The 17194-nt window shown below is 68.6% G+C and carries 12 protein-coding genes and 1 pseudogene; 9 read left to right on the top strand and 4 right to left on the bottom strand.

Annotation, left to right across the window (positions count from 1 at the left end):
* Positions 1–14: 14 nt before the first annotated feature.
* Positions 15–2207: a DUF2169 family type VI secretion system accessory protein gene (locus KEG38_RS08940; RefSeq protein WP_272418692.1), complete on the bottom strand. Its 2193-nt coding sequence runs from the start codon at positions 2205–2207 to the stop codon at positions 15–17.
* Positions 2208–2329: 122 nt separating this feature from the next.
* Between KEG38_RS08940 and kamD the strand changes: the two genes are divergently transcribed.
* The 3 genes from kamD (at position 2330) to KEG38_RS08925 (ending at position 5849) form a co-directional block, all read left to right on the top strand.
* On the top strand, positions 2330–3880 hold the full coding sequence (kamD, locus tag KEG38_RS08935) for a lysine 5,6-aminomutase subunit alpha (RefSeq protein WP_272418691.1): 1551 nt from the start codon (positions 2330–2332) through the stop codon (positions 3878–3880).
* 2 nt (positions 3881–3882) lie between these two features.
* Entirely contained in the window at positions 3883–4638 is a 756-nt protein-coding gene (kamE, locus tag KEG38_RS08930) for a lysine 5,6-aminomutase subunit beta (protein WP_272418690.1), read from the top strand.
* A 203-nt stretch (positions 4639–4841) separates the two neighbouring features.
* The gene (locus KEG38_RS08925) at positions 4842–5849 is read left to right on the top strand and encodes a hypothetical protein (protein ID WP_272418689.1); all 1008 of its coding nucleotides are present in this window, start codon (positions 4842–4844) and stop codon (positions 5847–5849) included.
* A 24-nt stretch (positions 5850–5873) separates the two neighbouring features.
* Here the strand turns inward: KEG38_RS08925 and fghA are convergent, their stop codons facing one another.
* The 3 genes from fghA to KEG38_RS08910 all read right to left on the bottom strand — a co-directional run bounded on the left by fghA (position 5874) and on the right by KEG38_RS08910 (position 8570).
* Positions 5874–6716, bottom strand: a complete 843-nt coding sequence (fghA, locus tag KEG38_RS08920) for an S-formylglutathione hydrolase (RefSeq protein WP_272418688.1) — start codon at positions 6714–6716, stop codon at positions 5874–5876.
* Between the two features lie 41 nt (positions 6717–6757).
* Positions 6758–7846 (bottom strand): aldo/keto reductase, encoded by a 1089-nt coding sequence (locus KEG38_RS08915; protein ID WP_272418687.1) that lies wholly within the window; start codon positions 7844–7846, stop codon positions 6758–6760.
* Positions 7847–7925: 79 nt separating this feature from the next.
* The gene (locus tag KEG38_RS08910; RefSeq protein WP_272418686.1) at positions 7926–8570 is read right to left on the bottom strand and encodes a class I SAM-dependent methyltransferase; all 645 of its coding nucleotides are present in this window, start codon (positions 8568–8570) and stop codon (positions 7926–7928) included.
* Positions 8571–8760: 190 nt separating this feature from the next.
* Here KEG38_RS08910 and KEG38_RS08905 point away from each other — a divergent pair, with 190 nt between their 5' ends.
* The 6 genes and pseudogenes from KEG38_RS08905 (at position 8761) to KEG38_RS55985 (ending at position 17192) form a co-directional block, all read left to right on the top strand.
* The gene (locus KEG38_RS08905; RefSeq protein WP_272418685.1) at positions 8761–9690 is read left to right on the top strand and encodes a hypothetical protein; all 930 of its coding nucleotides are present in this window, start codon (positions 8761–8763) and stop codon (positions 9688–9690) included.
* 93 nt (positions 9691–9783) lie between these two features.
* Positions 9784–11061 carry a DUF1552 domain-containing protein gene (locus tag KEG38_RS08900; RefSeq protein ID WP_272418684.1) on the top strand — a complete coding sequence of 426 codons (1278 nt, stop codon included), beginning with the start codon at positions 9784–9786 and terminating at the stop codon, positions 11059–11061.
* A gap of 26 nt (positions 11062–11087) precedes the next feature.
* Positions 11088–13466 (top strand): DUF1592 domain-containing protein, encoded by a 2379-nt coding sequence (locus KEG38_RS08895; RefSeq protein WP_272418683.1) that lies wholly within the window; start codon positions 11088–11090, stop codon positions 13464–13466.
* 57 nt (positions 13467–13523) lie between these two features.
* On the top strand, positions 13524–15086 hold the full coding sequence (locus KEG38_RS08890; protein ID WP_272418682.1) for a glycoside hydrolase 5 family protein: 1563 nt from the start codon (positions 13524–13526) through the stop codon (positions 15084–15086).
* 255 nt (positions 15087–15341) lie between these two features.
* Positions 15342–16628: pseudogene (locus KEG38_RS55990) on the top strand (MEDS domain-containing protein); the annotation flags it as partial.
* Positions 16629–16640: 12 nt separating this feature from the next.
* Positions 16641–17192, top strand: coding sequence for a sensor histidine kinase (locus KEG38_RS55985; RefSeq protein WP_372518168.1), 552 nt, complete (start codon positions 16641–16643; stop codon positions 17190–17192).
* Positions 17193–17194 lie beyond the last annotated feature (2 nt).

Here is a 17194-nt window from a genome sequence, read left to right as displayed (position 1 = left end):
CGCTTCCTCGCGCATCACGCGATCCCGCCGAGGGGTGGCGGCGCGACGCCTGGGGCCTTTGCGGCCTCGAACGCGGCGCAGAGCGCGAGGGCGAGGTCACAGCGGCCCTCGCGCGCCTCGCCCGCGAGTGCTTCTGCTTGCTGCCGCTCGTGCACGCGCCACGCGACCTCGTCGATTCCGTAGCGCGAAAGCACCTCGTGCAGCGCGTCGCGCGCGCCCCAGAGATCGACCTTGATCCGCGCATATCGCTCGATCGAGAGCTCCCCGCGCGGCGCGGCTGCGCTCGGGGAGGTGACCATGGCTCCGGACGGCGTGACCATGGCTCCCGACGGCGTAACCATGGCTCCCGAAGGCGTAACCATGGCTCCCGACGGCGTGACCATGGCTCCCGACGGCGTAACCATGGCTCCCGACGGCGTAACCATGGCTCCCGACGGCGTGACCATGGCTCCCGACGGCGTAACCATAGCTCCCGACGGCGTAACCATGGCTCCCGACGGCGTAACCATGGCTCCCGACGGCGTAACCATGGCTCCCGACGGCGTGACCATGGCTCCCGGCGCCGAGAGGACGAAGAGCGGCGTCGCCGTGGGGCTCGGTTTTCCGAACGGCAGCGCTGCATCGGGCGGAATCTTCGGCTTTCGCTCGGTCTCCGGCTCGGGCTCGTCCGCCGCCGGGGCCGGCGTGGCTGGGCGAAAGGGCAGCGCGGGCGACGCCGCGGGCTTCGCCGTGGGGACGAGCGTCCGCGTGCCATCGTCGTCCGGATCGATTGCGCCCGCCGCGACGAATGGCAGCGGCGCGGCCGCCACGGCCCTCGCCTCCGGGACACGCGTCTCGGTCCCATCGTCGTCCGGATCGATCAGCGGCAGGGTCTTCGCCACGGCGGGCGCGGGCGCCGGATGGCTCTCCGGGAGCGGGCGCAGCGGCGAGCGCTGGAACGGCAGGGTCGAAAACCCCTCGGGTTTGCTCACGTTTCCGGTCAGCGTCGGCTCGTCGTCGTCCCGCGTGAACGACACGGGCGGGCGTTCACGCCGCGGCTCGGGCGGAGGCATCGCCGGCGTGCTCGAGGGCGTGAAGGGAAGCGCGGCCGCAGGCTTCGGGGCCGTGTCGGTCAGCATCGTGATCGTGCGTGGGCCGCGAGGCCTCTCGGGCATCGCCGGGGCCTGCGGGACACTCGGCGGAACGCTTGGCGGGACGCTCGGCGCCGGGCTCGGCACGACACTCGGCACGACACTCGCCGCCGCGATCCCCCGCGTCGGCGCAACCACGACGACCCCATCTTCCTTCGCGTGCCGGAGCGGCACCGCCGCGCGCCACGTCACGCTGCAGACCCCTCGATCCGTATCGATCAGCAGCGTATCCGCGCGCAACCACACTTCCTGCGGGCCGCCCCCGCTCCGCGTCACCATCGCTCGCGGCCGGATATCCTCGACCACCGCGATCATCCGCGGCAGCTCCGGGTGCAGGTGTTCGAGGAGGATCTGCGCCTGGGCCGGAAGCTCGGTGATCTGCTGGTCCTTCGGCGCCGCGTTCCAGTACGACGCATCCACGCCCGCGGGCAGCGGCTGCTCGTGCCACGCCTCGTGCGACCACGCATTGCGATGCGCGCGCAGGTGCTCGGCGCGCGTCGGCCACCGCGCCGCGATCGGCCCGAGCCCGACCGACGGAATCTCCTGCGTGGGGCTCCGCAATACGAAACCCACCGGCTCGAAATTCGGCGGATGTCCCGGCGTCGTCGCATCGACGCACGGCGGGATCCCCACGGGATTCCACGATCTCGGCCCGCCCGCCGCGCGCATCCAACGCAGAGGCATCCGCGTGAACGGCACCGCGTCCGAAAGCCTCCCTTCCGGCAGCCAGTACCGATCGCCGTACACCACGATCGCCTTGTTCACGCCGCCCACCGCGAGACGCGCGACGAGCGACGGCACGGCCTGGCCATGGGGCGCCCACGCATGCCCCACGACCATCACGTCCACGTGCCGCTTGAACGGCGCGAGATCGTTCGGCAGGCGGATGCTGCGCGGCGAACCATCCTGCCAGTACACGTCGATCGTCTGCGGCGCGTCCGGCGTACCGAGGAGCTCGCACGGCCCGTTTCGCAGCGCGTACGTGGCCTTGCAGAGGACCGTCATCACGAAGGCGTCCGGGCGTGGCTGCCAGACGAGCTTTGCCACGGCGAGCGGGGGTTTCGCGGAGACGTGCACGGCGTCAGCTTACCATCGCGCCGCTCGCTCGATGAGGCCTCGGATCACGCGCTGCGGCGCGGCTTCCGGGCCCGAGCGCGCGTCATTGACAATCGACCCCATCCGCGCCATCTCGGAGCGCCATGGCCAAGGTCCCCCTCGATCACGCGACCGTCGACGCGTGCCGCGCAGCGGCGGCCGCGATCGCCGACGACGTCCAGCGCTTCATCGACCGCCACACCACCGTGGGCCTCGAGCGCACCGTCGCGCGCGCCTACGGCGTCACGGGCGCGGATCCCGAGGGCACGCCGCTCGCGAACGCGCTCGTCGACCGCATCCACAAGGCGGGGCACACGGGCCGCGGCGTCGCCTACTTCCTCGGACGCGCGCTCGTCGAAGGCGCGAGCTCCGCGCAGGAGGCGGCCGAGCAGATCGCCTACGGCGGCGCCTCGCTCGACGTCGAGGGCGGCCCCACCACGAACGAATGCCGCGGCGCCCTCGAGCTCGAAACGCAGAAGGCGATCGCCCGCATCGACGAAGCTCGGCACGCGCGCACGCGGTTCAAGAGCCGCTTCCCCGAGCCCGAGCTCCCGCTCAAATACGTCATCGTCGCGACCGGCAACATCTACGACGACGCGGTCCAGGCCAAGGCCGCGAAGTTCGCCGGGGCGGACATCGTCGCGGTCATCCGCGCGACGGCGCAATCGCTCCTCGATTACGTGCCCGAGGGCCCGACGACCGAGGGGTATGGCGGGACGTACGCCACGCAGGAGAACTTCCGCATCATCCGCAAGGCCGCGGACGAGGCGAGCGAGGAGACCGGCAAATACCTCGCCCAGACGAACTACTCGTCGGGCTTGTGCATGAGCGAAATCGCGTGGATGGCGGCGGTCGAGCGGCTCGACATGCTCCTCAACGACGCGATGTACGGGATCCTCTTCCGCGACATCAACATGGAGCGGACGTTCGTCGATCAATACTTCTCGCGCCGGATCGTGGCGAGGAGCGGCATCGTCATCAACACGGGCGAGGACAATTACCTCACGACGGCGGACGCGGTCGAAAAAGCCCACACCGTGCTCGCCTCGCAGTTCATCAACGAGGCGTTCGCGCGGCGGGCGGGGCTCTCGGACGAGCAGATGGGCCTCGGGCACGCATTCGAGATCGACCCTTGGCTCGAGGACAGCTTCCTCTTCGAGGTCGCGCAAGCCCAGCTCATTCGGCAGATCTTCGACAAGCACCCGATCAAGTGGATGCCGCCCACGAAATTCAAGACGGGCGACGTCTTCCACAGCCACGTGCACGACGCGATGTTCAACCTCGCGGGCATCATGACGCACCAGTCGATCGAGCTGCTCGGCATGTTCAGCGAGGCGATCCACACGCCCCTGCTCATGGACCGATTCCTCTCGTTGAAGAGCGCGAAATACATCTTCGGCACGGCCAGGCACCTCGGCGACGAGATCCAGTGGAAGCCCGGCGGCATCGTGGAGCGGCGCGCGAAGGAGGTGCTGCACAACGCGCACGAGCTTCTGGCCCAGGTGAAGGGCGAAGGCATCTGGGACGCGATCGGCCGGGGCGCGTTCGGCGACGTGAAGCGCAAGCGCACGGGCGGAAAGGGGCACGCCGGCGTGGTGGCGCGTGATCCCGAGTATTTGAACCCGATCCTCGACGAGCTCGAAGGAGGCCGCTGACCATGGCGAAATGGCTACGCGCTTACGGAGACCGTGAAGGCGACGGGATGGTGCAAATGACCTTCACGCTCGCGCTCCTGCCCGGGGATCGCGCGCGGGAGGCGGCGAAGCGCTTCGCCGAGGCCCACGGCCTGAAAGACCCGCTCATCACCACGATGGAGCAATGCTCGCAGCAGCACACGTATTTCGTGGCGTACGGGCACTCCGCGCACCAGATCGACGTCGACACCATCGACGTCGCCGAGCTCGCCGCGAAGCCGCTCTCCCGCGAGCAGATCGAGGCCATGGGCAAGGAGCTCGGCCGCAAGATCGTCGTGGTCGGCGCCTGCACCGGCTCGGACGCGCATACCGTCGGAATCGACGCGATCCTCAATTACAAGGGATTCGCCGGGGAAAAGGGCCTCGAGAGCTACAAGTGCTTCGACGCGCACAACCTCGGCGCGCAGGTCGAGAACGTCGAGCTCGCCGAGCGCGCGAAGGCGCTCGGGGCCGACGCGATCCTCGTCTCGCAGGTCATCACGCAGCGCAACTGCCACAAGGAAAACGCGGCGGCGCTCATCGATCTCCTGAAGAAACAAGGCGTCCGCGACAACTTCCTGCTGCTGCTCGGCGGTCCGCGCATCGACAACAAGCTCGCGCTCGAGCTCGGCTACGAAGGCGGCTTCGGCCCCGGCACGAAGCCTTCGGATGTCGCCGCCTTCGTGGCCGAGGAGGTTTTACGTCGCGCCCGTGGGAAACAGGTCGATCCGAGGCGGTAGAGGACGACCCTGTTGCGCGGTCGTGACACTGGTACGCCGCCGTGACGCCCGCCGTCACGCGGGCGTGACAACGCTCCCCTGCCGGCGCGCGCGCGCCTCGGAAATCGGCTTCTTCGACGGGTCACGCGCTCCGGCACGCTCGTTGCGATGCACTCGGTCACACGGGCCACGATGCAATGGCCACAACCGGGAGCACGATTCCAATGAGCAAGACGACCCTCACCAAGGCCGGCAGCCTCGCATTGACCTTCCCCCTGCTTCTCGCAGCCTCCACGATGGCCTGCGTCGGCGTGGACACCTCGGAGAACGAGGCGTTCGTCCCGACGATGGCCGATACCGAGTCCGCTCGGCTCAATGGCGACGGTGATTTCTACGGGCCGTCTGCGCGCGCCCTCCCGGAGCCGGAGGCCCGCGACAACAGCGCCCCGTGTGGGGATCAGACCCTCGCCGTGGTGCATGCCCGCTCCGGCGCCACGTACGTGTTCTGCGCCATGGGCAATGGGAAAACGGGCGTCCTGGAAGAGCTCCCCGCCGATGGGAGCGCGGTGAGCGTGCTCGATACGTACACGACGCCCACCGAGGTCCTGCGCGCCGTGGCACCCGAGAACATGGCGTTGCCCGACGAGCTCGTCGCAGCCGTCGATCGGGGCGCCCGCACGATGGAGGAGTACCGGCCGCTGAAGCCGTTCACGCTCGGCGTCCCGAAGACGCCGTCGCCCATGACGATGGTGGGGAGCTACTACTGCGACAACCCGACCGAGTGGTCCTATACGTACGGCTGGAACAACTCCTTCGTCCCGTTCATCGAGGAGTACGTCGAGGACTATGCCGATTGCTCGCTTCACCTCTGGACGAGCTCCGACACCGTGACGGCGCACCAGCACACGGCGAGCACCAACCCGGTCGCGGACGACTACGGTCCGCCGTACGCCACCGCGTGCGCGGCCAAGGAGCACGTCCTCTCGTGTAATGGCCAAACGCTGTTCGAGGCGTTCCAGAAGGAGACGCCGTCGGATCCCTGGGAGACCAAGCTCACCTACTGGGTCTCGGACGGGGGCGTCGCGACGTGGAAGCTGTTCGCGTCCGACTGCCAGGCGAGCCACGACCGCGACGATATGCGTTACAAGGGGACCAGCGAGCCGGGCGCCTACCACAAATACTCGAACATCTTCATCAAGTGGCTCGGGGGCACTTCCTGCGTCTTCAAGTGAGCCGCCTGGTAGGCGGGATCGGACTCATCGCAACGCCGCCGCGTGGTGCTCCACGTGGTCGCGCATGAACGTCGCGATGAAGTAATAGCTGTGGTCATACCCCGGCTGCATCCGCAGCGTCAGCGGATGCCCCGCGGCCTCGCACGCCTCCCGGAACAGCTCCGGCTGCAATTCCCGCGCGAGGAATTGATCCGCGTCCCCCTGATCGATCAGGATCGAAAGCCGCTCCTTCGCCTCGCGCACGAGCGCTGTCGCGTCCCACGCCTTCCACACCTCCCGGTCCGCGCCGAGATACGCGGAGAGCGCTTTTTCGCCCCAGGGCACCCGGCTCGGCGCCACGATCGGCGAAAATGCCGACACCGATCGATACCGGCCCGGATGCTTCAGCGCGAGCACGAGCGCGCCGTGCCCGCCCATCGAATGCCCGAAGATCCCCCGACGGTCCGGGAGCGCCGGCAGGTGCGCCTCCACGAGCGCCGGCAGCTCCTCGGCCACGTATTGGTGCATCCGATAATGCCGCACCCACGGCTCTTCGGTCGCGTCCACGTAAAACCCGGCCCCTTGCCCGAGGTCGTAGGCCGGATCGTCCGCCACGCCCTCGCCGCGCGGGCTCGTGTCCGGCGCGACCACGATGATCCCGTGCCGCGCCGCGTGCTCCTGCACGCCTGCCTTCGTCACGAAGTTCTGCTCCGTGCACGTGAGCCCGGAGAGCCAGTAGAGCACCGGGCAACGCCCGGACTCGACCTGCGGGGGCAGGTAGACGCCCACGTTCATGCTACAGCCGAGCGCGCGTGATTCGTGCCGCAGCACCTTCTGGTGGCCGCCGAAAGAGCGATTCGTCGAGACCTGGGTGAAGGGGTTCATCATGGCGGCTGCGAGACTACCCGAACAAGCCCCTGCCGCGCAATTCAGAGCTCCGCGGTCGTCAGCCACTTCGGGTTCTTCTCGGTCCCGTCGAAGCGCTCGGTATTCTTGAACGGCTCGTACTGCCCGCTCCGGCCCGCCGGCGCCGTCCGCGCGAGCAGCGTCTCCTTCTCCTCCTTGCGCAACGGCTCGAACGTATAGGCCGTATGCAGCGCCTGCTCCAGCACGCCCGCCGTGTCACAGCCCGTGATCACCACTGACGTCGGCAAGGACATCGCATACCGCAGGCATTCCGGCGCGCTCACCAGGCCGCTCTCGAGCAGGATCCCCGACGCCAGCGGCTTCATTCCGAGCACGCCGATGTCGTGCTCCACGAGAACCGGCAAGACATCCTTCTCGAAGCTCTTGTAATGCGCATCCATCGGGTTCAGCGGCATCTGCACCGTGTCGAACGTGAACCCGTGCTCGAACCCCGCCTTCAGCATGGCCACCATGTACGCCGGATCCTTGTGCCCGGTAAAACCGATGTACCGCAGCTTTCCGGCCTGCTTCGCCGCGAAGAGCGCCTCCATCATCCCGTCCGGCCCGAAGACCCGCGCCGGATCGCTTCCGCGGATCACCTCGTGGATCTGCACGAGATCGATCACGTCCGTGCGCAGCCGCTTCAGCGATTGATCGAGCTGCTCGGCCGCCGATTGCCGCGTGCGGCCGTCGAGCTTCGTCATCAGGAACGCCTTCTGCCGGTATCCATCCTGGAGTGCCACACCCATGCGGCGCTCGCTCTCGCCGTCGTTGTAATCCCAGCAGTTGTCCAGGAAATTGACCCCGTGATCCAGCGCCATCCGGATGATGCGGATGCTCTCCTGGGGGTCTTTTTGCATCCCGACGTGGAACCCCCCGAGCCCCACCACGCTCACGCGCTCGCCCGTCCGGCCGAGCACACGCGTCGGCATCGTCGCGCCGGCCGGGAGCGGGATGTCCCCTTCTCGCGGCGCGCCGGGACGCGGCCCGCGCGGCGGCGCATCCGATGAACCCGACCCGCCGCCATTGTCTCGCGTGGATGCACATGCGGTGAGCGCGAGGCCCACGCCGACCGAACCGATGAACGTGCGCCGCGTAAATCGTGCCACCATGCGAGCCCCCGACGAGGCCGGCATTGCAGGGGACGTGCCGCGGCGCGGTCGGGCGAGCCCGGGCCGCGGGCGGAATCGATTACTCCGTCCGCTCGATCGACACGAGCCACGCCTCCGCGTATCCCTTGCCGCCGAGCATGTGCTCGAACCGCGCCGGCCGGATCTGCCGCACCTTCCAGCCGGACGCGAATGCCGCGCGAAGATCCGCCTCCGAGAGCCGCCGCGGCCCCTCCGTGCCCGGCTCCTTGTCGCTCCAAACGAGCGCGTGATACATGCCGCCCGGACGAACCACGTGCGAAAGGCTCTCCACGTATCGCGGACGCATCTCGCTGCCGAACACGTGGAGCAGCCCCGAATCCAGCACCGTATCGAACGTCCGCCCGAGCATCTCGAGCTCCAGCGCATTGCCGCGCACGAATTGCACGGGCACGGAGCTCCGCTCTGCGCGCGTCCGGGCCTTCGAAAGCGCGTTCTCCACCATGTCGAGCCCCGTCACCGCGTGCCCCCGCGCCGCGAGGAAAATCGCGTTGTCGCCCGGCCCGCAGCCCACGTCGAGCACGTCGCCGTGGAAGGCCCCCGCCTCCGCCAGCGCCACGATGTCCGCTTGCGGCCGGCCGATGTCCCAGGGCGCGTGCACGCCCTCCTCGTAGGCATGGTGGAACGCCGAGGGCTCCGGTGGAGCCGTCACGTCCCTCGTTCCTTCGCCTTCGCCTTCGCTTGCCATCACACCTCTCCTCGGTGTTTCCGGTTGGTCCCTCTCCATGCGGCGGCGCCTCCTCGGCGGCAAGGTTTTGCGCGCGCGCTTTCGTGCGCGGCTTCTTCGCGGCCTGCCGCGGGGCGCTTCGACCGGAAGGCTCGACGCCGGCGGACACGAGCGGTAGGAAAGAAGGATCCGCCGTCGTCGACCTCGCGCCATGCGTCCCTCCCAAGCGCCCCTTTGCCTCCTTCCCTTTGCCCTCGCGGGCCTCGTCGGGGCCTGCCCGCGCGCCGCGGCGGCCGCGCCTCCGGGGCCCTCCGACGAGCAAAAACAGGCCTGCGCCGACGCCTCCGAGCAAGGCCAGGAGCTGCGCGACCAGGGCAAGCTCCTCGCCGCGCGCGAGCGCTTCCTCGCTTGCGCCGCGGAAGCCTGTCCGCCCATCATCCGCAAGGACTGCGCCGACTGGCTCGCCGACCTCGACGAGCGCACCCCCTCCATCGTCCTCGAGGCCCGCGGCCCCGAAGGCCAGGACCTCACCAACGTCCGCGTCCTCGAAGGTGAACGCGAGCTCGCCGCGTCCCTCGACGGCAAAGCGATCCCCCTCGATCCCGGCGAACACCGCCTCCGTTACGAGTGGCCGGGCGCCCCTTTCGTCGAGGAGCGAATCGTCCTCCGCGAAGGCGAACACCGCCGTCGCCTCTCCGTTCGATTCACGCCCCCCGCGCCTCCTCCGCCCAAAACCCCTGCGCCCGCCGCGCCTCCGCCGCGCCCCCTTCCCCTCGCGCCCCTCGTCCTCGGCGGCGTGGCCCTCGCGGGCGCCGCGGCATTCACCGGCCTCGCCGTGAGCGCGAAGAGCGATTACGATCACCTCGACAGGACCTGTGCGCCGCGCTGTACGGACGACCTCGTCGATCCCGTACGTACCAAGCTCATTCTCGCCAACGTCTCCCTCGGCGTGTCCGTCGTCTCCCTGGGCGTCGCCACGGTCCTCTGGTTCACCCGCCCCCAGAATTCGCCCGGAAAAACCCCCACGACCGCCTTTGCCATCACGCCCCTGCCCGGCGGCGCCGCGGCCTTCTTCGGCGGCCCCCTCCCGTTCGACGGATCGTCCCGCGCCAGGGTGATGGCCCCGATCACCCCCCCATGAACGAGCGGATCACCCCTCTCCCCCGGGCGCTTCGTTTCCGGCCGATTTCCTGATCCTCTCGCCCCGGCATGCCCGTTGCGATGGGGCCGGGGCATGAAGCACTGGAACCGTCGACGCTTCCTCTCGGGCATGGGCGCGGCCCTCGTCGCCGCCCCCGTCCTCGGCCTCCTCGAGCGTGATATTCGCGCCGAAAACGCGACGCCGGCCCGTCGCCTCGTCGTGTTCTTCTCGCCAAACGGCACCATTCACAAGCACTGGCGCCCGAGCGGCAGCGGGTCGAACTTCTCGTTCCCCGCGGGCAGCATCCTCGAGCCGCTCGCCGCGCACAAGAGCCGCCTCATCGTGTGCGACGGCATCGATTTCCACGGCGTCGACAACCACGAAGCCGGCATGGGCGCCATGCTCACCGGCGGAGGCACCGTCGGCACGGAGACCGCGGGCAAGAGCCTCGATCAATACGTCGCCTCCCGCATCGGCCAGAACGATCGATTCTCCTCCCTCGAGCTCGGCGTGCAGACGAGCGCCTGGGGCGGCGGCATCCAGACCCGCATCTCCTACGCGGGCCCCGGCCAGTTCGTCCCGCCCGACGACAGCCCGAAGAGCGTTTATACCCGCATGTTCGGCGACGCCGTCGGCGGTCCGGGGGAGCTCGACGCGGCCCTCGCCCGCAAAAAGAGCATCCTCGACCTGCTCCGCGGCGAGCTCGGCACCTTGCGCGGCCGCGTCGGCTCGCAGGAGCGCGAGAAACTCGACGAGCACCTCGAATCCCTGAAGAAACTCGAATCCGGCCTCGAAGGCCCGCTCTGCGCCCCGCCCGCGGCCCCGCCCTCGGTCGGCACCTACGATAACGACGCGTTCCCCACGATCGGCAAATCCCAGATGGATCTGCTCGTCCTCGCGCTCGCCTGCGACATGACGCGCGTCGCGTCCGTGCAATGGAACCACACCGTCGGGCCCGTCGTCATGAGCTGGCTCGGCGTCGCCGAGGGCCACCACGGCCTCTCCCACAGCGACGACAGTAACTCCAAGGGCGTCGCCGAGTTCATCGCCACCGAGCGCTGGTATGCCGAGCAGTTCGCCTACCTCCTCGAGCGCCTCGCCACCACGCCCGATCCGCAGGGCGGCATGCTCCTCGATTCCACCGTCGTCCTTTGGTGCAAGGAGCTCGGCGACAGCCGCCTCCACGATTGCAAGTCCGTGCCGTTCGTCCTCGCGGGCGGCGGCGGCCTCTCCACGGGCCGGTATCTGAGCTTCGGCGGCGCGCCGCACAACCGCCTCCTCGTCTCCGTCTGCCACGCCCTCGGCCTCGACAACAAGACCTTCGGCGATCCGGCAAAAGGCTCGGGTCCCCTGCCGGAGCTCTTCGCGTGAAACCCTTTTTTAGAAACGTGGGAGCCATGGCCATGCTGCGCACTTTCCTTCGCTCGAATTCGATCCGGATCACGGGCGCCCTCGCCCTCACGGCCGCCTTCGCCGGCTGCCTCGGCGGGGAAGACGAAAAAGAGGGGGCGCCCGGCGTAGTCGGTTGTCCGGACGACCTCGCGTTCTTCGAGAACAACATCTACGAGCCCCTGCTCGAAAAGAAATGCTTCGTCTGCCACAGCGCGACGGGCATGGCCGGCAAGAGCCGCCTCGTCCTCACGCCGCGGAGCGAGCCCGACGCCCTCGAAAAGAATCTCGAAGTGGCTCGCGCGCTCGCCGTCGACCAGCCCGCTGGCGTCTCGGTCCTCCTCTCGCGCCCCTCGGGCCAGCACCCGAATGGCCACCCCGGCGGCACCATCGTCGAGCCGGGCAGCCCTGATTACGCGACGCTCTCGCTCTTCATCACGCGCACAACCCGCGGCGAAGGCTGCGCCGCGCCGTCCGCCGCTTGCACCACCGTGCAGCCAGGACCGCGTGTCCTCCGGCGCCTCACCCGCGGCGAATACGACGCCACGATCGCGGAGCTCTTCGGCATCGAGTCGCAATGGGGCGCCTCCTTCGTCCCCGACATCGTCATCGGCGGCTTCGACAACAACGAAGACGCGCTCCGCGTGAGCCCGCTCTTCGCCGACCAGGTCCGCCGCGCCGCCGAGGAGATCGCAACGCTTGCCCTGACGAACCCTTCGAGCATCCTGCCGTGCGACCCCGTCGCCGCCGGCCCCGAGGCCTGCGCGAAGACGTTCGTCGAGACGTTCGGCAAGCGCGCCTTCCGCCGCCCGCTCAGCGAAGACGACAGCAAGCGTTACCTCGCGCTCTACCAGACGATCGCCTCCAAGGAGGGCTTCAACGAGGGCATCGAGGCCGTGATCACGGCCATGCTCCAGTCGCCGCATTTCCTCTATCGCACCGAGCTCGGCGACGAATCCGTCACCAGCGAGGGTGGCCGCGTTCGTTTGACCCCCTACGAGATCGCCACCGAGCTCTCCTACATGCTCTGGGGCACGATGCCGGACGACGAGCTCTTCGCCGCCGCCGACGCGAATGCGCTCGGCACGCCGGAGCAGATCGAGGCCCAGGCCAAGCGCCTCCTCGAGGATCCCCGGAGCGACGAGATCCTCGAGCGGTTCGCCATTGCCTGGCTCGAGCTCGATCGGATCGAAGCCGCGCCCAAGGACTCCGCCACCTACCCCGAATGGAACGCCGAGATCCGCGCCGCCATGATCGAGGAGACGCGCATCTTCGTGCGCCACGTCATCCGCAATGGTGAAGGCACGATCGCGGAGCTGCTCGATGCCCCCTACACCTTCGTGAGCCCGAAACTCGCGGCTTATTACGGTTTGCCCGCGCCCGCGGGCGCCGGGGGCGAAAACGATTTCGGCAGGGTCGAGCTCGAAGGCTCCGGCCGCGCCGGCATCCTCTCGCACGGCAGCGTCCTCGCCACGCACGGAAAACCGGCCGGCTCCTCGCCCGTCCATCGCGGCAAGCTCGTCCGCGAACGCCTGTTTTGCCAGCCCTTGCCGCCGCCGCCGCCCGGCGTCGTCGCCGAGCCGCCGCCTGTCGATCCGACGAAGAGCACCCGCGAGCGCTACGCGGCGCACACCACCGTCGAGCTCTGCAAGAGCTGCCACGACCTCGTCGACCCCATCGGCTTCGCCTTCGAGCATTTCGATGGCATCGGCCGGTATCGCGCCGACGAGAATGGCCTGCCGATCGACGCCTCTGGCGAGATCCTCTCGGCCCCGTCCACCACGGGCTCGTTCGTGGGTGTCCCCGAGCTCGCCTCCGTCCTCGCGGGCAGCGCCGACGCGCAGGGTTGTTATGCGCGCTCGTGGCTTCGTTATGCGTACGGACAGCTCGACGAGGGCCGGCTCGCTTGCCTTTCCAGCCAGGTCGCGGACGAATTCCAGAAAGGAAACCTCCGTGTCCTCGACCTCCTCGTCGCGCTCACGCGCACCTCGCATTTCACCGAGCGCGTCGCGGATCCCCCGGAGCCCGGCGGCAATCCCACGGGCGCGGGCGGCTCCGGCGCCGGCGGCGCGGGAGGTGGCGATCCCACCGGCTCCGGCGGCGCGGGCGCGGGCGGCGGTGATCCCGGCCCCACGCTCCCGTACGTCGTGGCGACCACCGTCGACAGCGATTGGGGCAGCGGGTATCAGCTCACGGTCGAGGTCACGAACATCGGAAAAGAAAGCCTCACCTGGTCCATCCCGATGCAGGTCGACGGCACGATCGACAACATCTGGAATGCGGGCTATACGGTGACGGACGGCACGACACACTTCGTCGGCGCCGCACACAATGCCACCCTCGCGCCGGGCCAGGCCACGAGCTTCGGCTTCGTCGCGACGCGCTGAACGACGAGAAGGCCGACTTTCGATCCGGACGGGCGGGCCCTACGGTTCGCGGAGACCATGGTCCCCGCGCCGCCCGCCCTCGCCGATCCCGTCGTGGATCTCCCCACGACCTGGTACGGCCCCGCCGTCGCGCGATTCGAGGCGGCGTTCCCGGGCAATCCCTACGATCCTGAAGAAAACGACGTCCGCGTCGTCTTCATCTCTGCGAACGGCGAGCGCTTCGAGCGTATCGCGTACCCGGACGGGACCTCCGCCTACGCGGCCGTCCTCGTCGCGCCGCGGCCCGGGCCGTATCGCCCGCTCCTCTATCGCAATGGGGTCCTCCAGCCCATCGAGGCCCGGAGTGCGTACGTTCGTCTCGACGACCGCCTGCCGCGCGGCTTCCTCCGCATCGACGCGCGCAATCCAAACCGCTTCGTGTGGGACGACGGCACGCCGTATTACCCGCTCGGCTTCAATCTCGGCTGGCAGATGCCGGACATGCCGCCCATGGCCGAGCAGCTCGCGCGCATGGGCGCGGCCGGGATCCAGTGGACGCGCATCTGGGCGAGCTCCTGGGACGGGAAAAACCCGTTCTGGCCCGTGGATGATCCGGCGGCGCCGCGGGATCGTCTCTGGCCGCCGGCGCTCGCGAAATGGGATGCCCTCTTCGGGGCCTGCGAAAAGGCGGGCATCTCGATGCAAATGGTCCTCTTCAATCACGGATCCTTCAGCACCCTCGTCAACCCGAACTGGCCCGATCATCCGTGGAATGCGGCCCGCGGCGGCTTCTTGACGGACGCGGCCGACGTCTTCGCGGACGCCGAGGCGAAGCGGCGCATGAAAATGTGGCTCCGCCACGCCGTCGCCCGCTTCTCGCATTCGCCGTCCCTCTTCGCCTGGGAGCTCTGGAACGAGGTCGAGTGGACGGATGCCTCGTTCGCCGGGCGATTCTCGGACATCACGGCGTGGCACGACGAAATGGCGCACTACATCCGCGCCCTCGATCCCTACGGCCATCCGGTGACCACGAGCGCGCTGCTCGCGCCGCCGTCGACGTGGCGCGCCATGGACTTCCTCCAACCCCACCTCTACACGGACGCCGTCACGCTCTTCGCGCGCCTCGGCTGGCTCCCGACCCGCGCGCCGGCCTTTTTTGGCGAGATCGGCCCGTCGCACCCCGCGCAGGTGAACCTTCGTGCCTTCGTCCGCGACGCCATCTATGCCGGCATGCTCCGCAATCAGGCCGGCACGCCCATGTTCTGGTACTGGGATCTCGTCGAAAAGCATGATCTTTACGGCGAATTTCGGACCGCGGCGAAAGTGCTCGACAGAAGCCGCCTGGCCCTTCATCCTCGCGCCGAGAGCCGCCCCATCGTCGTCATCCCGCCCTCGCCCGCACTCGCGCTCGGGGAGCGAAATTGGCTGACGATCCGGATCACGGCCGCTTCCCCGAGGAGCATTCGTATCCTCGGCGCTCGTCTCGACGAAGGCGCCTACCATCGCACGACCATCGACCTCGAAACAGGGCAATCGTTCGAGGACGTGGTGCATGCCGGACAAACCGGAGTGGAGGTCGCTCTCCCGGGGGCCGACGTGGTCATGGTGTTCGACAAACGCGCCTCGCCGTCAACCCTTTGACCTCGTACATTCGCTCGCTACCCCGACATTCATGACAAAGCGTACAGCGCCCCCTTCGAAAAGCGCGGGCCTTTAGGAAGGACGCCCATCACCGGAGAACCTGGAGCCCCTTTGCCAAATATGGGCGTTGCCGGGCTCTTGGTATTTCCGTACCATTCTCCCATGGCTGTCCCGATGCCCAAAACGACGCTGCGCGCGGCTTCCGCTGGGGCTCCTCCGCTCGGCGAGCTGCCGTGAGGCGCGCACGTCTGCCAGTTCTATCGGGGCCAAAAGGAGCTTCTCGACACGCTGATCCCCTACTTCCAGTTCGGGCTCGCCCATGGCCAGCAGTGCCTCTGGATCGCCGCAGAGCCCCTGCGGGCGGCCGAGGCGCGCGAGGCCCTCCGCGCCGTGGTTCCCAACCTCGAAGATTACGAGCGCAAGGGCCAACTGGAGATCCTGGACCACACGGATTGGTATCTCCGCGAGGGAAACCTCTCCCAGGATGCCGTCTTGCAGCGCTGGCTCGATCGCGAAGCCGAGGCCCTTCGCCGCGGCTTCTCCGGCCTCCGCCTCACCGGAAACACGAGTTTCGTCGAGCCCAAGGACTGGGACAGTTTCGTCTCCTACGAGGCCTGCGTCCACCAGGGATTCCACGGCCGGCGGATCATCGCGGTTTGTACGTATTCGCTCAGCCGCTGCGCGCCCGACGCAATCCTCGACGTCGTCCGCAATCACGACATCGCGCTCGCCCGCCGCACTGGCTCGTGGGATTCCGTGCAGTGCGCCACGGCCGCGCTCGCACACCTCGCGGAAGGTGCAGGGGCGAGCGCGGCGGCGGAGCCGGCCTTCGAGGAGCTCACGCAAAAGGAGCACGCCGCACGGAGGATCGCCGAGCAGCTCGCGCGCCTGCAAACCATCACGGCGGCGCTCTCCGAAGCGGGCGATCCTGCGGCCATTGCGCAGGTGATGGACCGCGACATCCGGGCCAGCGTCGGCGCCGATTTCTGCGCCCTCGCGCTCATCGACGCGGAGATGGCCGAGCTTCGCTTTCTCGGGGATCGCATCGAGGACACGGAGCCACTCGTCGCGACATTCCAGGCTGGGACCGCCTCGTTTCTTTCGACGCCCCATGCCATCGCCGAGCGATTCCCTCCGGCGGTCGCCTCGACGCCTCGGGCCCTTGCCGTCCTCCCGATCAGTGCCGGCGGCCGCAGGCTCGGCGCGGTCGCTTTTGGTTACCACGACGAGCGGACCTTCGCTTCGCACGAGCGCGCCCTCTTCGACGACGTCACGCGTCAGCTCGGCATCGCCCTCGATCGGGCGCGCCTCTATGAAGAGGCGAACCAGGCGCGCCGGCGGGCCGAGCAATCCGACCGCGCCAAGGACGAATTTCTGGCCATGCTCGGCCATGAATTGCGCAACCCCTTGTCGCCGATCGTGACCGCGCTCGAGCTCTTGCAAATGCGGGGCGCCTCCGGCGCCGAAAAAGAAGTCACGGTCATCAAGCGGCAGGTCCGGCACCTCGTGAGCCTCGTCGACGACCTGCTCGACGTCTCGCGCATCACGCGCGGCATGGTGGAGCTCTCCCGCGAGCCTATCGAGCTCAGCGAGGTCGTGGGGCGGGCCGTCGAAATGGTGAGCCCGCTCCTCGAGCAACGAGCGCACCGCCTGACGCTCACGGTCCCGCGCGAGGGGCTCGCCGTGCATGGGGATCCCCGGCGGCTCGCGCAGGTCGTCTCGAACCTCCTCACGAATGCGGCGAAATACACCGAGCCCGGCGGGCGGATCGTGGTGACGGCCTCGCGCGAGGACGCGGACGTCGTTTTGCGTGTGAAGGACAGCGGCATCGGGATCGCGAAGGAGATGCTCGCGCAGGTCTTCGACCTCTTCACCCAGGAAAAACAAGCGCTCGACCGCTCGCAAGGCGGGCTCGGGCTCGGGCTCGGGCTCGCGATCGTGCGCAGCATGGTCACGCTCCACGGCGGGAGCGTCACGGCCCATAGCGACGGCAAGGACAAGGGCAGCGAATTCGTCGTACGTTTGCCGGTGCACGGGGCGCATGTGCCCGAGGCGCTCGCCCTCCGCGCGAATGCGGCCGGTGTCTGCTCCGACGTATCATGGTAAAC

This window comes from Polyangium jinanense (assembly GCF_028435265.1).
Classification (GTDB): domain Bacteria; phylum Myxococcota_A; class Polyangia; order Polyangiales; family Polyangiaceae; genus Polyangium; species Polyangium jinanense.
Note: the sequence above shows the minus strand (reverse complement) of the source record. Positions and strands in the feature narration are given on the sequence as shown.